The sequence below is a fragment of the Mycobacterium sp. P4_H6 genome, assembly GCF_056400845.1.
Genome location: NZ_JBFUKN010000002.1, coordinates 78,094 through 93,966, shown reverse-complemented (window position 1 = coordinate 93,966; position 15,873 = coordinate 78,094). Strand labels below are relative to the sequence as shown.

The 15,873-nt window shown below is 68.6% G+C and carries 16 protein-coding genes; 14 read left to right on the top strand and 2 right to left on the bottom strand.

Features of this window, described 5'->3' with window-relative positions:
* Positions 1-9 precede the first annotated feature (9 nt).
* Genes aroC through aroB form a run of 3 tightly spaced genes read left to right on the top strand, consistent with a single transcriptional unit; the run spans position 10 to position 2,935 of the window.
* Positions 10-1,224, top strand: coding sequence for a chorismate synthase (gene aroC / locus AC1DTF_RS01365; RefSeq protein WP_477472744.1), 1,215 nt, complete (start codon positions 10-12; stop codon positions 1,222-1,224).
* A gap of 3 nt (positions 1,225-1,227) precedes the next feature.
* Entirely contained in the window at positions 1,228-1,863 is a 636-nt protein-coding gene (locus tag AC1DTF_RS01360) for a shikimate kinase (protein WP_057165019.1), read from the top strand.
* Positions 1,856-2,935, top strand: coding sequence for a 3-dehydroquinate synthase (gene aroB, locus AC1DTF_RS01355; RefSeq protein WP_477472743.1), 1,080 nt, complete (start codon positions 1,856-1,858; stop codon positions 2,933-2,935). The genes AC1DTF_RS01360 and aroB overlap by 8 nt, the downstream gene beginning before the upstream one ends.
* Here the strand turns inward: aroB and AC1DTF_RS01350 are convergent.
* On the bottom strand, positions 2,932-3,453 hold the full coding sequence (locus tag AC1DTF_RS01350; RefSeq protein ID WP_057165021.1) for a B-4DMT family transporter: 522 nt from the start codon (positions 3,451-3,453) through the stop codon (positions 2,932-2,934). The genes aroB and AC1DTF_RS01350 overlap by 4 nt on opposite strands.
* Before the next feature lie 33 nt (positions 3,454-3,486).
* Here AC1DTF_RS01350 and AC1DTF_RS01345 point away from each other — a divergent pair, with 33 nt between their 5' ends.
* The 11 genes from AC1DTF_RS01345 (at position 3,487) to AC1DTF_RS01295 (ending at position 14,664) form a co-directional block, all read left to right on the top strand.
* Positions 3,487-4,581, top strand: a complete 1,095-nt coding sequence (locus AC1DTF_RS01345) for a M24 family metallopeptidase (RefSeq protein ID WP_477472742.1) — start codon at positions 3,487-3,489, stop codon at positions 4,579-4,581.
* A gap of 19 nt (positions 4,582-4,600) precedes the next feature.
* Positions 4,601-5,164, top strand: coding sequence for an elongation factor P (efp, locus tag AC1DTF_RS01340; protein ID WP_057165023.1), 564 nt, complete (start codon positions 4,601-4,603; stop codon positions 5,162-5,164).
* Positions 5,157-5,636: a transcription antitermination factor NusB gene (gene nusB, locus AC1DTF_RS01335; protein ID WP_477472741.1), complete on the top strand. Its 480-nt coding sequence runs from the start codon at positions 5,157-5,159 to the stop codon at positions 5,634-5,636. Before efp ends, nusB begins: the two co-directional genes overlap by 8 nt.
* Positions 5,633-6,160 (top strand): hypothetical protein, encoded by a 528-nt coding sequence (locus AC1DTF_RS01330; protein WP_057165025.1) that lies wholly within the window; start codon positions 5,633-5,635, stop codon positions 6,158-6,160. The genes nusB and AC1DTF_RS01330 overlap by 4 nt, the downstream gene beginning before the upstream one ends.
* Before the next feature lie 138 nt (positions 6,161-6,298).
* Positions 6,299-7,825, top strand: a complete 1,527-nt coding sequence (locus AC1DTF_RS01325) for an HNH endonuclease signature motif containing protein (RefSeq protein ID WP_477472740.1) — start codon at positions 6,299-6,301, stop codon at positions 7,823-7,825.
* 180 nt (positions 7,826-8,005) lie between these two features.
* Complete coding sequence (locus AC1DTF_RS01320) at positions 8,006-8,743, top strand: GntR family transcriptional regulator (RefSeq protein WP_477472739.1); 738 nt, start codon at positions 8,006-8,008, stop codon at positions 8,741-8,743.
* 16 nt (positions 8,744-8,759) lie between these two features.
* Complete coding sequence (locus AC1DTF_RS01315) at positions 8,760-8,987, top strand: 4Fe-4S dicluster domain-containing protein (RefSeq protein WP_019514073.1); 228 nt, start codon at positions 8,760-8,762, stop codon at positions 8,985-8,987.
* 16 nt (positions 8,988-9,003) lie between these two features.
* A complete protein-coding gene (locus tag AC1DTF_RS01310; protein ID WP_477472738.1) occupies positions 9,004-10,368 on the top strand; it encodes an ABC transporter substrate-binding protein in 1,365 nt (454 codons plus the stop codon).
* Entirely contained in the window at positions 10,365-11,207 is an 843-nt protein-coding gene (locus AC1DTF_RS01305) for an ABC transporter permease (RefSeq protein WP_477472737.1), read from the top strand. The genes AC1DTF_RS01310 and AC1DTF_RS01305 overlap by 4 nt, the downstream gene beginning before the upstream one ends.
* Positions 11,204-11,986, top strand: coding sequence for an ABC transporter ATP-binding protein (locus tag AC1DTF_RS01300; protein WP_057165030.1), 783 nt, complete (start codon positions 11,204-11,206; stop codon positions 11,984-11,986). Before AC1DTF_RS01305 ends, AC1DTF_RS01300 begins: the two co-directional genes overlap by 4 nt.
* A complete protein-coding gene (locus AC1DTF_RS01295; protein WP_477472736.1) occupies positions 11,983-14,664 on the top strand; it encodes a fumarate reductase/succinate dehydrogenase flavoprotein subunit in 2,682 nt (893 codons plus the stop codon). Before AC1DTF_RS01300 ends, AC1DTF_RS01295 begins: the two co-directional genes overlap by 4 nt.
* Here the strand turns inward: AC1DTF_RS01295 and AC1DTF_RS01290 are convergent.
* The gene (locus tag AC1DTF_RS01290; protein WP_477472735.1) at positions 14,661-15,863 is read right to left on the bottom strand and encodes a serine hydrolase domain-containing protein; all 1,203 of its coding nucleotides are present in this window, start codon (positions 15,861-15,863) and stop codon (positions 14,661-14,663) included. The two genes, AC1DTF_RS01295 and AC1DTF_RS01290, sit on opposite strands and share 4 nt — an antisense overlap.
* Positions 15,864-15,873: the final 10 nt, after the last annotated feature.

Here is a 15,873-nt window from a genome sequence, read left to right as displayed (position 1 = left end):
ATGTCATCCGTGTTGCGATGGACTACCGCAGGTGAATCCCACGGCCGTGCCCTGGTAGCGATGGTCGAAGGCATGGTTGCGGGTTTGTCCGTCACCTCCGACGACATCGCGGTCCAGTTGCAGCGCCGCCGGCTCGGTTACGGCCGCGGTGCGCGGATGAAGTTCGAGAAGGACCAGGTGACCGTGCTGGGCGGCGTACGCCACGGCCTCACCCTGGGCGGACCGATCGCCATCGAGATCGGCAACACCGAATGGCCCAAGTGGGAGACCGTGATGGCGTCGGACCCGGTGCCCGCCGAGCAACTCGACAGCGACGCCGCCCGCAACGCCCCACTGACCCGTCCCCGCCCCGGCCACGCCGATTACGCGGGCATGCTCAAATACGGCTTCGACGACGCCCGTCCGGTGCTGGAGCGTGCCAGCGCCCGCGAGACCGCGGCCCGCGTCGCCGCCGGCACCGTGGCCCGCGCCTTCCTGCAGCAGGCGCTCGGCGTCGAGGTGATCTCCCACGTCGTGTCCATCGGTGCCTCGAAGCCCTACGACGGCCCGCCGCCGCAGCCGCAGGATCTGGCCGCCATCGACGACAGCCCGGTGCGTGCCTTCGACAAGGACGCCGAGCAGCTGATGATCGACGAGATCGAAGCCGCCAAGAAGGACGGTGACACCCTCGGCGGCATCGTCGAGGTCGTGGTCACCGGGCTGCCCATCGGACTGGGCTCCTTCACCAGTGGTGACAACCGCCTCGACAGCCAGTTGGCCGCGGCGGTGATGGGCATCCAGGCCATCAAGGGCGTCGAAATCGGCGACGGGTTCGAGACGGCGCGCCGCCGCGGCAGCGTCGCCCACGACGAGATGTACCCGGGCCCGGACGGCATCACCCGGTCCACCAACCGCGCCGGCGGTCTGGAGGGCGGCATGACCAACGGGCAGCCGCTACGGGTGCGCGCCGCGATGAAGCCGATCTCCACGGTGCCCCGCGCGCTGGCCACCGTGGACATGTCCACCGGCGACGAGGCCGTCGCGATCCATCAGCGTTCCGATGTGTGCGCGGTGCCGGCCGCCGGCGTCGTCGTCGAGACGATGGTCGCGCTGGTGCTGGCGCGCGCCGCGCTGCTCAAGTTCGGCGGCGACTCGCTGGCCGAGACCCGCAGGAACGTCGAGAGCTACCTGGCCTCGGTCGCCGAGCACGAGCCGTCCACCCCGTCGGTTCCGGCCTCGGGATAGCCGATGGGTCCCAAAGTGGTGCTGGTGGGCATGCCGGGTTCCGGCAAGTCCACCATCGGCCGGCGGTTGGCCAAGGCGCTGGGCGTGCCGTTACTGGACACCGACGTCAAGATCGTGGAGACCGCCGGGCGCAGCATCGCCGAGATCTTCGTGGAAGGCGAGACGCAGTTCCGTCAGATCGAAGCCGACGTGGTGCGCGCCGCGCTCGACGAGCACGAGGGTGTGGTGTCTCTCGGTGGCGGCGCGGTGACCACCCCGGAGGTGCGCGAGGCACTCAAGGGTCACACCGTGATCTACCTGGAAATCAGTGCCGCAGAAGGTATTCGGCGTACCACCGGCAGCGCGCGTCCGTTGCTGGCCGGCGATGATCCGGCAGCGAAATACCGTTCCCTGATGGAGCAGCGGGTGCCGTTGTTCCGTGAGGTGGCCACCATGCGGGTGAACACCAATCGGCGCAATCCCGGTGCGGTGGTGCGCCATATCGTCACCCGGCTGTCCGGATGCGGGCCCGCCCGGCCGCGGCGGCGGCGCAGACCGGCCTGGCGGCGCGGTCCCACAGTCCTGAACCCCGCACCCACCACCGAGGCCCCGCCCACCCCGGCGGCGCTGGCCCGACGAGCAGAGGCACGCAATGAGTGAACCCGTGACTGTCGACGTACTCGTCGACCGGCCGTACCCGGTGATCATCGGCACCGGCCTGCTGGAGGACCTCGGCCGCACGCTGGCCGGGCGCCACAGAGTGGCAATCCTGCACCAGCCCACCTTGGCGCAGACCGCCGAGGTCATCCGGGAACACCTGGCAGGCAACGGGATCGACGCACACCGCATCGAGATCCCGGATGCCGAATCCGGCAAGGAACTGCCGGTCGTCGGCTTCATCTGGGAGGTGCTGGGCCGGATCGGCATCGGCCGCAAGGATGCCGTCGTCAGCCTCGGCGGCGGTGCGGCCACCGACGTCGCCGGGTTCGCCGCGGCCACCTGGCTGCGCGGCGTCGACATCGTGCACGTGCCCACCACACTGCTGGGCATGGTGGACGCCGCCGTCGGCGGCAAGACCGGGATCAACACCGACGCCGGCAAGAACCTGGTCGGCGCGTTCCATCAGCCGCTGGCCGTGCTGGTCGACCTGGCGACTCTGCAGACGTTGCCGCGCAACGAGATCGTGGCCGGGATGGCCGAGATCGTGAAGGCCGGTTTCATCGCAGACGCGGTGATCCTGGACCTCATCGAGGCCGACCCGGAGGCCGCGCTGGACCCGTCGGGCACCGTGCTGCCCGAACTGATCCGCCGTGCCATCGCCGTCAAGGCAGAGGTGGTGGCCGCCGACGAGAAGGAGTCGGCGCTGCGCGAAATCCTCAACTACGGACACACTTTGGCCCACGCCATCGAGCGCCGCGAGCGCTACAAGTGGCGCCACGGGGCCGCCGTATCGGTGGGTCTGGTGTTCGCCGCGGAGCTGGGCCGGCTGGCCGGCCGTCTGGACGACGACACCGCCGACCGGCACATCCGGGTGCTGGAAGCGCTGGGGCTACCGGTCAGCTATGACGCCGACGCGCTGCCGCAGCTGCTCGAATACATGGCCGGGGACAAGAAGAACCGTTCCGGGGTGTTGCGTTTCGTGGTGCTCGACGGACTGGCCAAGCCGGGCCGCCTTGAAGGGCCGGACCCGACGCTGCTGGCCGCGGCCTACTCCGTGGTGGGTACCCGCTAGGACTGCTTGGCTTCTTCGTCTGCGCTGGGCTGCACCGCTGCGAACACATCGGTGTCGGCCCGCTCCTCATCGCCCTCACGGCGACGGACGTACGGCGGGGCCTTGCGGTCGACGCTCCAGCGGCCGATGGTCACCGCGATGACACCGGCCAGGAAGATCAGCAGCGCGGTGAACGCCGCGAACGAGGTCAGCTCGCTGATCAGGCCGCCGGTGTAGAGCACCGGGTAGAACAGCCCGATGAACCAGCACACCAGGTCGCCGAGCAGGCCGGCGATCAGGCCGGCGATCAGCCAGACCATCGCGAGATCCTGACGGCGGTCCGGGTCGGACTGCGCATTGGCGTCGGCGCGGCCGTCGAAATAGGCCCACAGGATCGCGGGGATCGCGAGGAACAGACCCAGTGTGGGACTGATCCATCCGGCCTGCGTCGGGAAGGAGTCGACCAGCACTCCCTGGATCAACCGGAGGACAACCACGACCGCCGCGAACACGAGTCCGCGCAGCAACCACTTGCTCATGAGGGGACAGCGTAGCGAGTACCGTCAGCGCCTGTGACGATTTCTCAGCGCCGGGACCGGTTACGGCGCCGGCTGGCGGCCGCCGAACTGGACGCCATGTTGGTAACTGACCTGGTCAACGTCCGATATCTGTCCGGATTCACCGGTTCCAACGCCGCCCTTTTGGTGCGTGCCGACCAGGACACGCCGGTGTTGGCAACGGACGGACGTTATGTAACGCAGGCCGCGGCGCAGGCGCCCGACGCCGAACTGGTCATCGAACGGGCGGTGGCGCCCCACCTGGCGGGCCGTGCGGCCGCCGACGGCGTGCGCCGGCTCGGATTCGAGAGCCACGTGGTGACGGTGGACGGTTTCGGTCTGCTGGAGCGTGCGGGAGAGGGTCTGGAGTTCGTCCGCGCCGCCGGCATGGTGGAACGGCTGCGCGAGGTCAAGGACGTCGGTGAGATCGCCATTCTGCGGCTGGCCTGCGAGGCGGCCGACGCGGCGCTGCATGATCTGGTGGCCCGCGGTGGGTTGCGCCCCGGACGCACCGAGAAAGAGGTCGGTCGCGAGCTGGAATCGCTGATGCTCGACCACGGCGCCGACGGGGTGTCCTTCGAAACCATCGTGGCCGCCGGCGCGAACTCGGCGATCCCGCATCACCGGCCCACCGACGCCGTGCTGGCCGACGGCGATTTCGTGAAGATCGACTTCGGCGCCCTGGTGGCGGGCTATCACTCGGACATGACGCGCACCTTCGTGCTGGGACACGCCGCGCAGTGGCAGCTGGACCTGTACGAACTCGTGGCGACCAGCCAGGCGGCCGGCCGGAAGGCCCTGGTGGAGGGGGCGAACCTGAAGGATGTCGACGGCGCCTCGCGGCAGGTGATCGCCGACGCCGGATTCGCCGAAAACTTCGGGCACGGCCTCGGTCACGGGGTCGGACTACAGATCCACGAAGCGCCGGGTATCAGCGCGTCAGCCGTCGGTACACTGCTTGCTGGCGCTGCGGTCACCGTGGAGCCCGGCGTCTATCTGCCCGGCCGGGGCGGTGTCCGAATCGAGGACACCCTGGTTGTCGGCAGCGAGAGCGCACCTACACCCGAGTTACTCACCCGGTTCCCCAAGGAACTGGCTGTTATCACCTGATCTAGGAGCTGTACAGACCGTGGCATCAACCGCCGACTTCAAGAATGGGCTCGTTCTGCAGATCGAAAACCAGCTGTGGCAGATCACCGAGTTCCAGCACGTCAAGCCCGGTAAGGGCCCGGCCTTCGTGCGCACCAAGCTCAAGAACGTGCTGACCGGCAAGGTCGTCGACAAGACGTTCAACGCCGGGGTCAAGGTGGAGACCGCCACCGTCGACCGGCGTGACGCCACCTACCTGTACCGCGACGGCAGCGACTTCGTCTTCATGGACTCCGAGGACTTCGAGCAGCATCCGCTGTCCGAGGCGCTGGTGGGCCGGCTGGCCGACTTCCTGCTCGAGGGGATCGGCGTGCAGATCGCCTTCCACGAGGGCGCGCCGCTGTACCTGGAGCTCCCGGTCACCGTCGAACTCGTCGTCACCCACACGGAGCCGGGCCTGCAGGGCGATCGCTCCAGCGCGGGCACCAAGCCCGCCACCGTGGAGACCGGCGCCGAACTCCAGGTGCCGCTGTTCATCAACACCGGTGACAAGCTGAAGGTTGATTCCCGTGACGGCAGCTACTTGGGAAGGGTCAATGGCTGACCGTCGTGGTGACCGTGGTCGGCACCAGGCGCGTAAGCGTGCCGTCGACCTGCTGTTCGAAGCCGAGGCGCGCGGGATCACCGCCGCCGAGGCCGCCGACGGTCGCAATGCGCTGTCCCACACCCAGGCCGACATCAACGCGCTGAACCCGTACACCGTGACGGTGGCTCGTGGTGTCACCGAGCAGGCCGCGCACGTCGACGACCTCATCTCCTCGCACCTGCAGGGCTGGACGCTGGAGCGGCTGCCCGCCGTGGACCGCGCCATCCTGCGGGTGGCGGTGTGGGAACTGCTGCACGCCGAGGACGTGCCGGAGCCCGTGGCCGTCGACGAGGCCGTCGAGCTGGCCAAGGAACTGTCCACCGACGAGTCGCCGGGCTTCGTCAACGGCGTGCTCGGTCAGGTGATGCTGGTGACCCCGCAGATCCGAGCGGCCGCCGCGGCGTTGCGCCCCTCCGACGCCGGGGAGTGAGCGTGCCGCAGGACTGGGCGCCCTACACGAGCGTGCAGGATGCGGCGACGGTTTATCTGCGTGATCCCGAGCTCGCGCTCGAACAGCTGCGGTCGGTCATCGAGTTCCCCGGCATCGCCGCGTTCATCATGTCCCGCGGTGAGACCGAGGAGATCGAGGGCACCGCGGTATGGCAGGAAGTGGTGGCCACCGATGGCCTGCGCCTCATCATGTGGCGCGCCGATGACGAATTCGCCGACGACCGTCGGCAATTGAACTCCTCGGTGCGCACCATCCTGTTGTCCACCATCAGCGATCACATCCTCAGCACCCAGTTCGAGGTCCTCGGCGACGGCACCCGCAGGCTGTCCGAGGTCCGGCTGCGGATGTACACCCAGCTGGTGACCCGAGCCCGGCGCACCTCGGCGACCGACAGCGACCTGTACTGCGAGTCGTTCCGCTACACCAAGTCGGTGGACAACGGCGGCCTGGCCCAGATGGAGCGGCTGCTGCAGTTCGGGCGGGTGCTGTCGCGCTCGATGTAGCGGACTGTGGGGTGCGAAAGTGCCCATCTCTCAGCGACTTTCGAGCGACAGCCGAGTCCCAGAAATTTCTTTGGATTCATTGATCACGGCCGTCACTTTCTGGGCGGTTTTGTCGGTGATCGCACGTATGTTCGAGATATGAACGGTGACGTGGTGGGCGGTCGGGAAGCGGTGCAGCACGCACTCTCCGATCGCGCCGGGTCGGTCAAGGCACTGCTGGATGCCGACTTCACCGTGTTCGACACCGCGGAGTTGTTGGGGCTGTTGTCCGAGCGGGAGCACTACGCCCGCGCCGATACCGCGGTCGATCACCGGATCCTGGCCGCCCTGATGGATCGGGCCACCCCGCATGAGATCGGCGGGAAATCCTGGAACGACGTACTGGCCACCCGGGACCGCCTCAGCAGCGCCGAGGCCGGGCGCCGCATCGCGCAGGCCCGCGACCTCGGACCGCGGCATGCGCTGAACGGTGAGGTGTTGGAGCCGCTGCTACCCGCATGCGCTCACGCGTTGGCAGCCGGGTCCATCAACACCGCCCACATCAAGGTCATCCGGTCCGCGCTCAAGCAGGCCTCGCGATATCTCGATGCCGGCGAGCGGGCCCAGATGGAGGCCACCCTGGTCGCGGTCGCCGAGACCAATACCCCCGAGACGCTGGCCGAGCTCGCCGAACAGATGGTCTACGTGCTCAACCAGAACGGCGAGGGCCCGGACCTGACGCGCCACAAGGTGGGGCTCACGATCGGAAAGCCCGATGTCGATGGATTGTCGAAGGTGTCGGGGCGGGTGGATTCGGAGTTCGCGGCCTACCTGCGCACGATCCTGGACGTSTGGGCGCGGCCCGGGATCAACAACCCCGACGACGCGGAACCSCARCACAAYCCGGTGCCCAACCCGCTCGAAGAGCAGCCGCCCGGCGAACGCTGCGGCGACACCGAACCAACGCCGRAACCTGAGCCTGTCGAGGAGCGGCCGTTCCCGCGCGACTTCGGCGARCTSGCYGAYCTCGCYGACACCYTSCCMCCACCGATCARGCGYGACCTSGAACCGCCSGCCGGYGATCACCGCACCCAAGCCCAACGCAACCACGACGCCATCAAAGCGGTCCTGCGCGACACCCTGATGTCCCGGCGCCTCGGCCAACACAACGGGCTACCSGTCACCGTCGTSGTCTCCACCACGCTGGCCGAGTTGGAGGCCGGTGCCGGGATCGCGGTCACCGGCTCCGGAACCCGCATGCCCATGCGGGATCTGATCCGCCTCGCCGAGCACGCCCACCACTACCTGATCGTCTACCGCCACCACACCGCCGAGCCGCTCTACCTGGGGCGCACCAAACGCCTGGCCACCAAGGCTCAACGGCTGCTGCTCTACAACCGCGATCGTGGCTGCACCCGCCCCGGCTGCACCAAAGGTGCGTGTCACTGCCAGGCACATCACGCCCATCCCAGCTGGCATCACGGCGGGTACACCGACGCCCCGGACCTCGCACTCGGCTGCGGACCGGACAACCGGCTCGCCGAACTGGGCTGGACCAACACCATCGACCCCGCCACCGGCCGCGTGCACTGGCACCCGCCACCACTCATGGACACCGGTGGGGACACCCTCAACCACCACTTCCACCGGCGAAGAGCTCCTCCCACCCGATCCCGACGAGGATGACTGAGCTTTTGACTCACCGCGATTGGAATATCTGCCTGCTCTGAGGTAGTGGCGTAATACCACAATGCCCCGGCTTTTTGGCTGGTCCCTCGGTTGGGGCAGCGGCGCAATCGACCGTCGCGGCGCACCGGACCTGCGMAGAAGCCGGAGGGCACCCGGCAACGGTTTTACGGTGATCAGGTGCCAGCCCCCGATCCGACCCCCATCCGACGCCCCCGCGCGGACCAGGCGCGCCAGGTCGCGGACCTACTGCGGCACCAGATCCACGCCGGCGGATACCCGGACGGGCTGCCCAGCGAAGCCGACCTGATCGAGGAATTCACGGTATCGCGCAACACCATCAGGGAAGCACTGGCCGTCCTCAAGGCCGAGGGGCTGATCGATCGTGGCACCCGGGTCGGCACCCACGTCGCGGTCCGCAAATACGACCACGGCCTCGACGCGCTCACCGGTCTCAAGGAGACCTTCAAGGACTACGGCGAGGTCCGCAACGAGGTCCGGGCCGTGCTGCAGATGGCCGCCCCGCCCGCGGTCGCCCGCAAGCTCGAACTCGATCCTGGCACCCAGGTGGTCTACATCGAACGGCTGCGCTACCTCGGCGATCTGCCGCTGTCCCTGGATCTCACCTACCTGGCCCCCGACATCGGCGAACAGGTGATCGCGCACCCACTGGAGACCAACGACGTGTTCGCGCTCATCGAGCAGGTCAGCGGCCAGCGGCTGGGATCGGCCACCCTCGCGCTGGAGGCCATCGCGGCGGACCCGCACTCCGCGGCCACCCTGCAGGTGCCCGACGGCGCCGCCCTGCTGATGCTGGAACGACTGACCAGCCTCGGCGACGGGCGCCCCGTCGACCTCGAATACATCCGCATGCGTGGTGACCGGATCACCATGCGCGGCAACCTTTTCCGAAACTGACCCGTCAGGAGCTGACATGACACTGGTGAACAACCGCGTCGACGTACCGGTGACCATCGATGAGTCGCTGTGTATCGAGGGCTGCACGCTGTGCGTGGAGATCTGCCCACTGGACTCGCTGGCGATCAACCCCGAGAACGGCAAGGCGTTCATGCACGTCGACGAATGTTGGTACTGCGGACCGTGCGCCGCGCGCTGTCCCACCGGCGCCGTCACCGTCAACATGCCCTTCCTGATCCGCTGACCTCTAAGGCACTCCCGTGAAGAAAACGCTCGTTGCGCTGCTTGCTGCCCTCACCGCGTCGGTCACCGCCTGCTCACTGGATTCGGCAGCCGGGTCCGATGACGTCGTCAACGTCGTCATCGGCTACCAGTCCAAGACCATCAACACCGTCACCGCGGGAACACTGCTGCGCGCCAAGGGATTCCTGGAGCAGCGACTCGCCGACATCACCACCGACACCGGCACCGAATACAACGTGACCTGGCAGGACTACGACACGGGCGCACCGATCACCGCGCAGATGGTCGCCGAGAAAATCGACATCGGCTCCATGGGTGACTACCCGATGCTGATCAACGGCTCCAAGACCCAGTCCAACGACCGCGCCCGCACCGATATCGTCTCCGTCACCGGCTACCACCCCAAGGGTGCGCTCAACATGGTCGTGGTGGACCCGGACTCGCCGGCCCAGACGCTGCCCGACCTGGCCGGTCAGAAGGTGTCGGCGAGCGTCGGGTCGGCCGGACACGGCACCCTGGTGCGCGCGCTGGAACGGGCCGGCCTCGACCCCAAGACCGGTGTCGAGGTCCTCAACCAGCAACCGCAGGTCGGTGCGTCGGCACTGGAATCCGGACAGGTGCAGGGCCTTTCGCAGTTCGTGGCATGGCCGGGGCTGCTGGTCTTCCAGGACAAGGCCCGGCTGCTCTACGACGGGGCCGAACTGGACTACCCGACGCTGCACGGGGTGGTGGTGCGCCAGGCCTACTCCGCGCAGCACCCCGAGGTGCTCGACGCCTTCCTGCAGGCACAACTCGATGCCACCGAGTTCCTGAACACCGAACCGCTGGAGGCCGCCCGCATCGTCGCCGAGGGCAGCGGCCTGCCGCAGGAAGTCGTCTACCTCTACAACGGTCCCGGTGGCACCTCGTTCGACACGACGCTGAAGCCCTCGCTGGTCGAGGCGCTCAAAGGTGATGTGCCCTACCTGAAGTCGATCGGCGATTTCGCCGACCTCGACGTCGCCGGCTTCGTCGACGACGGTCCGCTTCGGAAGGCCTTCCAGGAACGAGGCCAGGACTATGACACCGCGTTGGCGGCCACCAGCGCACCGGCCGCTGGAGAACTCTGGTTGCAGGGCTCCGACAGCACCACACCGGCGGCCACCCCGAACGAGTTGCTGCGAGCGGTCCGCGAAGCCGAAGCCGGGGGAGCCACCGTGCGCGCGGCCTACGTGCCCGACACCGAACTCGGCACCCGCTGGTTCGCCGATAAAGCTGTGTGGGTCCGTGACGGTGCGCAGTACCTGCCGTTCGGCACCTCGGCCGGTGCGCAGCGGCACGTCGCCGCGCACCCGGGCACCGAGATCGTGGACTACCGCCAGGCACTGGTCGGTGCGGTATGACCGCCCTGCTCGATCCGCCGCAGACCACGACGCCGACAGCGCGTCCGGCCCGCAAGCCGGGCGCGTGGCGGAACCGGCTGCTGCGGGTGGCCTCGGTGCTGGCAGCCATCGGCCTGTGGGAAGTGTTGACTGCCAACGGTGTTCGGTTGTGGTTGCGCTTCGACACGCTGCCGACCGTCACCGAGATCGCCGCGGCGCTGGCCGCCCGCGTCGGGACCGCCGAGTACTGGCTCGATCTTGGGCAGTCGCTGATCCGCATCCTGACCGGGTTCGGCCTGGCGGCGCTCATCGGCGTCATCACCGGCATCCTGCTGGGCCGGTCGCGGCTGTTCGCCGACGTCGTCGGCCCGCTGACCGAGCTGGTGCGACCCATCCCGGCGATCGCCGTCGTCCCGGTCGCTATCCTGCTGTTCCCGTCCGATGAGGCGGGCATCGTCTCCATCACCTTCCTGGCCGCGTACTTCCCGATCATGGTCAGCACCCGGCACGCGGTGCGCGCGCTGCCGACCATCTGGGAGGACTCGGTGCGCACGCTCGGCGGCGGTCGCCTCGACGTGCTGCGCCAGGTGGTGCTGCCCGGCATCCTGCCCGGATTGTTCGGCGGACTGTCGGTGGGCATGGGGGTGGCCTGGATCTGTGTCATCTCCGCGGAGATGATCTCGGGCCGGTTGGGCGTCGGCTACCGCACGTGGCAGGCCTACACGGTGCTCGACTATCCCGGTGTATTCGTCGGCATCATCACCATCGGCGTACTCGGCTTCGCCACCGCGGCAGCCATCGAACTGATCGGCCGGCGGGCCACCCGCTGGCTGCCCCGCGGTGAGGAGAACATCCGATGAGCACCGCCATCGCGACCGGCATGAAACTCGAACTCGACGAGGTCACGCTGTCCTACACCGGCACCCCGGTGGTGGACGGGCTGAGCCTGACGGTGCAGCCCGGCGAGATCCTGGTGCTGACCGGACCGTCCGGCTGCGGCAAGTCCACCGTGCTGCGGGCGCTGGCCGGGCTGCTGGCCCCCGATGCCGGCCGGGTGCTGGCCGACGGCGATCCGGTGACCACCACCTCCCGGGACCGCGGCATGGTGTTCCAGGACAGCGCGCTGCTGCCCTGGCGCAGCGTGCGCTCGAACATCGAACTGGCGCTGAAGCTCCGGGGTGAACCGCGGGCCGGGCGCCGTGCCCGGGCGGAACGCTGGATCGAGGAGGTCAACCTCACCGGTTACGCCGACTACCTGCCCAAGAGCCTGTCCGGCGGCATGCGCCAGCGCGTGCAGCTGGCCCGCGGTCTGGCCGGGGCGCCGCGCGCGGTGATGATGGACGAACCGTTCGGCGCGCTGGATGCCCAGACCCGCGCGGCGATGCAGCGCCTGCTCATCGACACCTGGCGCGCCCATCCCACCACCATCGTCTTCGTCACCCACGACGTCGACGAGGCACTGACCCTCGGCGACCGGGTGGCCGTTCTCGGCCGCTCCCAGCCATCTCCCGTCGCTACGCTCGCCCCTGAGCCCTCGCTGCGCGTTCTCGTCGAGGTGCCGCAGCCCCGCAGCGAATCCACCCAGCCCGGGCGCGCCGCGTTGCGCGCCGAAATCCTTGCAGCACTGGATAACACATGACTGAAATCCCCGACCTTTCCGACACCATCCGGATGGAATGCGATGTCCTGGTGATCGGCGGCGGCACCGCGGGCACCATGGCCGCGCTGACCGCCGCCGAGAACGGCGCGCAGGTGCTGCTGCTGGAGAAGGCGCATGTCCGTCACTCCGGCGCACTGGCCATGGGCATGGACGGCGTGAACAACGCGGTCATCCCCGGCAAGGCCGAACCGGAGGACTACGTCGCCGAGATCACCCGCGCCAACGACGGAATCGTCAATCAGCGCACCATCTATCAGACCGCCACCCGCGGCTTCGCCATGGTGCAGCGACTGGAACGCTACGGCGTCAAGTTCGAGAAGGACGAGCACGGCGAGTACGCGGTGCGCCGGGTGCACCGGTCCGGGTCCTACGTGCTGCCGATGCCCGAGGGCAAGGACGTCAAGAAGGCGCTGTACCGGGTCATGCGGCAGCGCTCGATGCGCGAGAAGATCCAGATCGAGAACCGGCTGATGCCGGTCCGGGTGCTCGTCGACGAGGATGGTCGAGCGGTCGGCGCGGCCGCACTGAACACCCGCACCGGTGAGTTCGTGGCCGTCGCGGCCAAGGCCGTCATCCTGGCCACCGGCCCGTGCGGGCGCCTCGGCCTGCCGGCGTCGGGTTATCTGTACGGCACCTACGAGAACCCGACGAACGCCGGCGACGGCTATTCGATGGCGTATCACGCCGGCGCCGAACTCTCCGGAATCGAGTGCTTCCAGGTCAATCCGCTGATCAAGGACTACAACGGGCCCGCCTGCGCGTACGTGGCCAATCCGTTCGGCGGGTATCAGGTCAACGCGCACGGCGAGCGCTTCGTGGACTCCGATTACTGGTCCGGTCAGATGATGTCGGAGGTGCACAGCGAGATCGAATCCGCGCGCGGCCCGATCTACCTGAAGGTGTCCCACCTACCCGATGAGACGCTCACTGCGCTGGAGAACATCCTGCACACCACCGAGCGGCCCACCCGGGGCACGTTCCACGCCAACCGCGGCCACGATTACCGGACCCACGATATCGAGATGCACATCTCCGAGATCGGCCTGTGTAGTGGCCATTCGGCATCGGGGGTCTGGGTCGACGAGCATGCCCGGACCACTGTGCCCGGGCTGTACGCCGCCGGTGACTTGGCGTGTGTCCCGCACAACTACATGATCGGCGCCTTCGTCTACGGTGACCTCGCGGGCGAACACGCGGCCGGTACGCTGTCCGAAACCGCTGCGCCGGTGAATCTTCCGGCCGATCAGCTGGCCGAGGCGCACGAACTCGTCTACCGGCCGCTGCGCCAGCCCGACGGGCCACCGCAGCCACAGGTGGAATACAAGTTGCGACGCTTCGTCAACGACTATGTGGCGCCACCCAAGACGGCCGCCAAGCTGTCCATCGCGGTGCAGACCTTCGACCGGATGCGCGACGAAGTGGAGGGTATCGGGGCGCGCACTCCGCACGAGTTGATGCGGGCCGTGGAGGTGTCATTCATCCGGGACTGCGCGGAGATGGCGGCGCGGTCCTCGTTGACGCGGACCGAATCCCGCTGGGGGCTCTACCACGAACGGGCCGATGTGCCGCTGCGCGACGACACGGAGTGGGGTTTCCACCTGAACCTGCGCAAGGCGGCCGACGGCAGCATGCGCTTCCTGAAGCGGYCCGTCGCGCCCTATCTGGTGCCGGTACCCGGTCTGGACCATGTGCCCTCGGATGCCGCGGTGGTCGATGTCGAGCAACCGCCGCTGTTCGGTGGCCGGGCGCCGGCGAGCGTCGTCTCGCGGGTGGCCGCCCCGCCCGCTCAACCCCCGTCACCGCGTATCGCTGCAGTGCTGGCCCTGGAAGAACCCGCGCTGGACGTGCTTACCGACTACCTCGCCGATGAGGATCCCGGCGTCCGCCGCACCGCGGTGGCCACCCTGGTGGAGAACCTGCCCGACGGTTACCCGGCCGCGCTGCTGCACGCACTGGGCGACGCCGACCGGGAGGTGCGCCTGCAGGCCGCCGAATCGGTGCGTGAACTCGTCGAGGTTCTTCCCGGTCCGGAAGCCATTGCAGAACATCTGGATTCGGTTGACCCGGTGGTCCGTGCCGCGACGGTGTACGTGCTCAGTTCGCGGCGGGCCGGGGCGGGCGCCGACTACCGGCAGGCGCTGACCGACGCCGACCAGCGGGTGCGCATCGAGGCGGTGCGGGCACTGGTGTCGGTCGACGATGCCGACGGTGTCGCGGCGGCGGCCGGCGACGACAGCCGTGAGGTGCGCATCGCGGTGGCCAATGCGCTGGGGACCCTGCGCGCCGGTGCCACGACGGTGCGCACCCTGCTCGCCGACCGGGACCCACTGGTGCGGGCCGCCGCGCTGGCGGCGCTGGGATCACTGGGCGATGCCGACGGCGACGTGACCGCGATCGAACGCGCGCTCGTCGAACCGGCCTGGCAGGTGCGGGTCGGCGCGGCCAGGGCATTGTCCGGGGCGTCGGCTGCGGTGGCGGTGCCGCCGCTGTCGCGGGCGCTGGCGGACGCCCACCTCGACGTGCGCAAGGCGGCGGTGCTGAGCCTGACCCGTTGGGCGGAGTCGGAGGCGGCGGCCCGGGATGCGCTGGGCCTGGCGCTCAAGGACGCCGACGCCGACGTCCGGGCCTACGCGCGCCGCGCCCTGGAACCGGCCTAGAGTCCCAGTCCCTGATAGGTGCGCCGGACGAATTTCGGTTGCGCCATCCGCAATTTGGCCATCGAGGTGTTACCGGCGACCTGCGCGACGTCGGCGGTCAGATCCGGATAATTCTGGATCAGGTAGAGCACGATGACGTCATTGGCCGGGTCGGCTTGCCACCAGGTGCCGAAGGCGCCCGGCCAGCCGAACGTGCCGAGCCCGCCGGGGCCGAAGAACCGCTCGGACTGGGCAGGATCGGTGACCACCGACATGCTCAGGCCGAACCCGCGGCCGATCCAGAACGGCACCCCCAGGAAGTTCTGTTCCTTCTGTTCCGCGGTCAGCCGGTCGGTACGCATCAACCGCACCGATTGCGGGGAGAGCACGCGCACCCCGTCGACGGTGCCCTCACCCAGCAGCATCCGGGCGAACGCCAGGTAGTCGTCGGCGGTCGACATCAAACCCGCACCGCCGGCGCAGAATTCGGGCGGCGTCAGCGCCGGGGGACCCATCACATCGTCGCGTAATTCTTCGTTCTCCCCGAGTCCATACATGGTGGCCATCCGGCGGCGCTGTTGCAGGCTGACCGCAAAACCGGTGTCGGACATGCCCAGTGGTCCGAAGATGCGCTCGGCCAGCAGTTCGTGTAGCGGCTTGCCCGCCATCCGCGAGATCGCGATGCCCAGCACATCGGTGCCGTGGCTGTAGGTGATCCGGACCCCGGGCTGATGCGCCAGCGGCAACTGGGCCAGTTCGGTGAGCCAGCGCTCCTCGTTCTGCCGGAACGAGAGCCGGCCATAGGCCTTGGCCAGCGGCCCGGTGATGGAGAACGGGTAGGCGAAGCCGGCGCGGTGGGTCATCAGATCGTCGAAGGTGATGGGCCGGCGCAGGGCAGTGGTGTCGTCCAGCGCGCTGCGCGGTTCGATCAGCACCCGCAGCCCGGCAATCTCGGGCAGCCACCGGGCCACCGGATCGTCGAGCGCGAACAGCCCTTCTTCGGCCAGGGTCATCGCGGCCGCCACCGTCACCGGCTTGGTCATCGAGGCGATTCGGAAGATGGTGTCGCGCTGCATCGGCAGGCCGGCCGCGATATCGCGGTGACCCAACTCATTGACCTGCACCACCTGCCCGGCATGCCAGACCAGGGTGACGGCACCGGCGAGCAGGCCTCCGTCGATGGCCTCGGAGATGGAGGCGCGGTTGTTGTCGAGATTCACCCGGCTGACG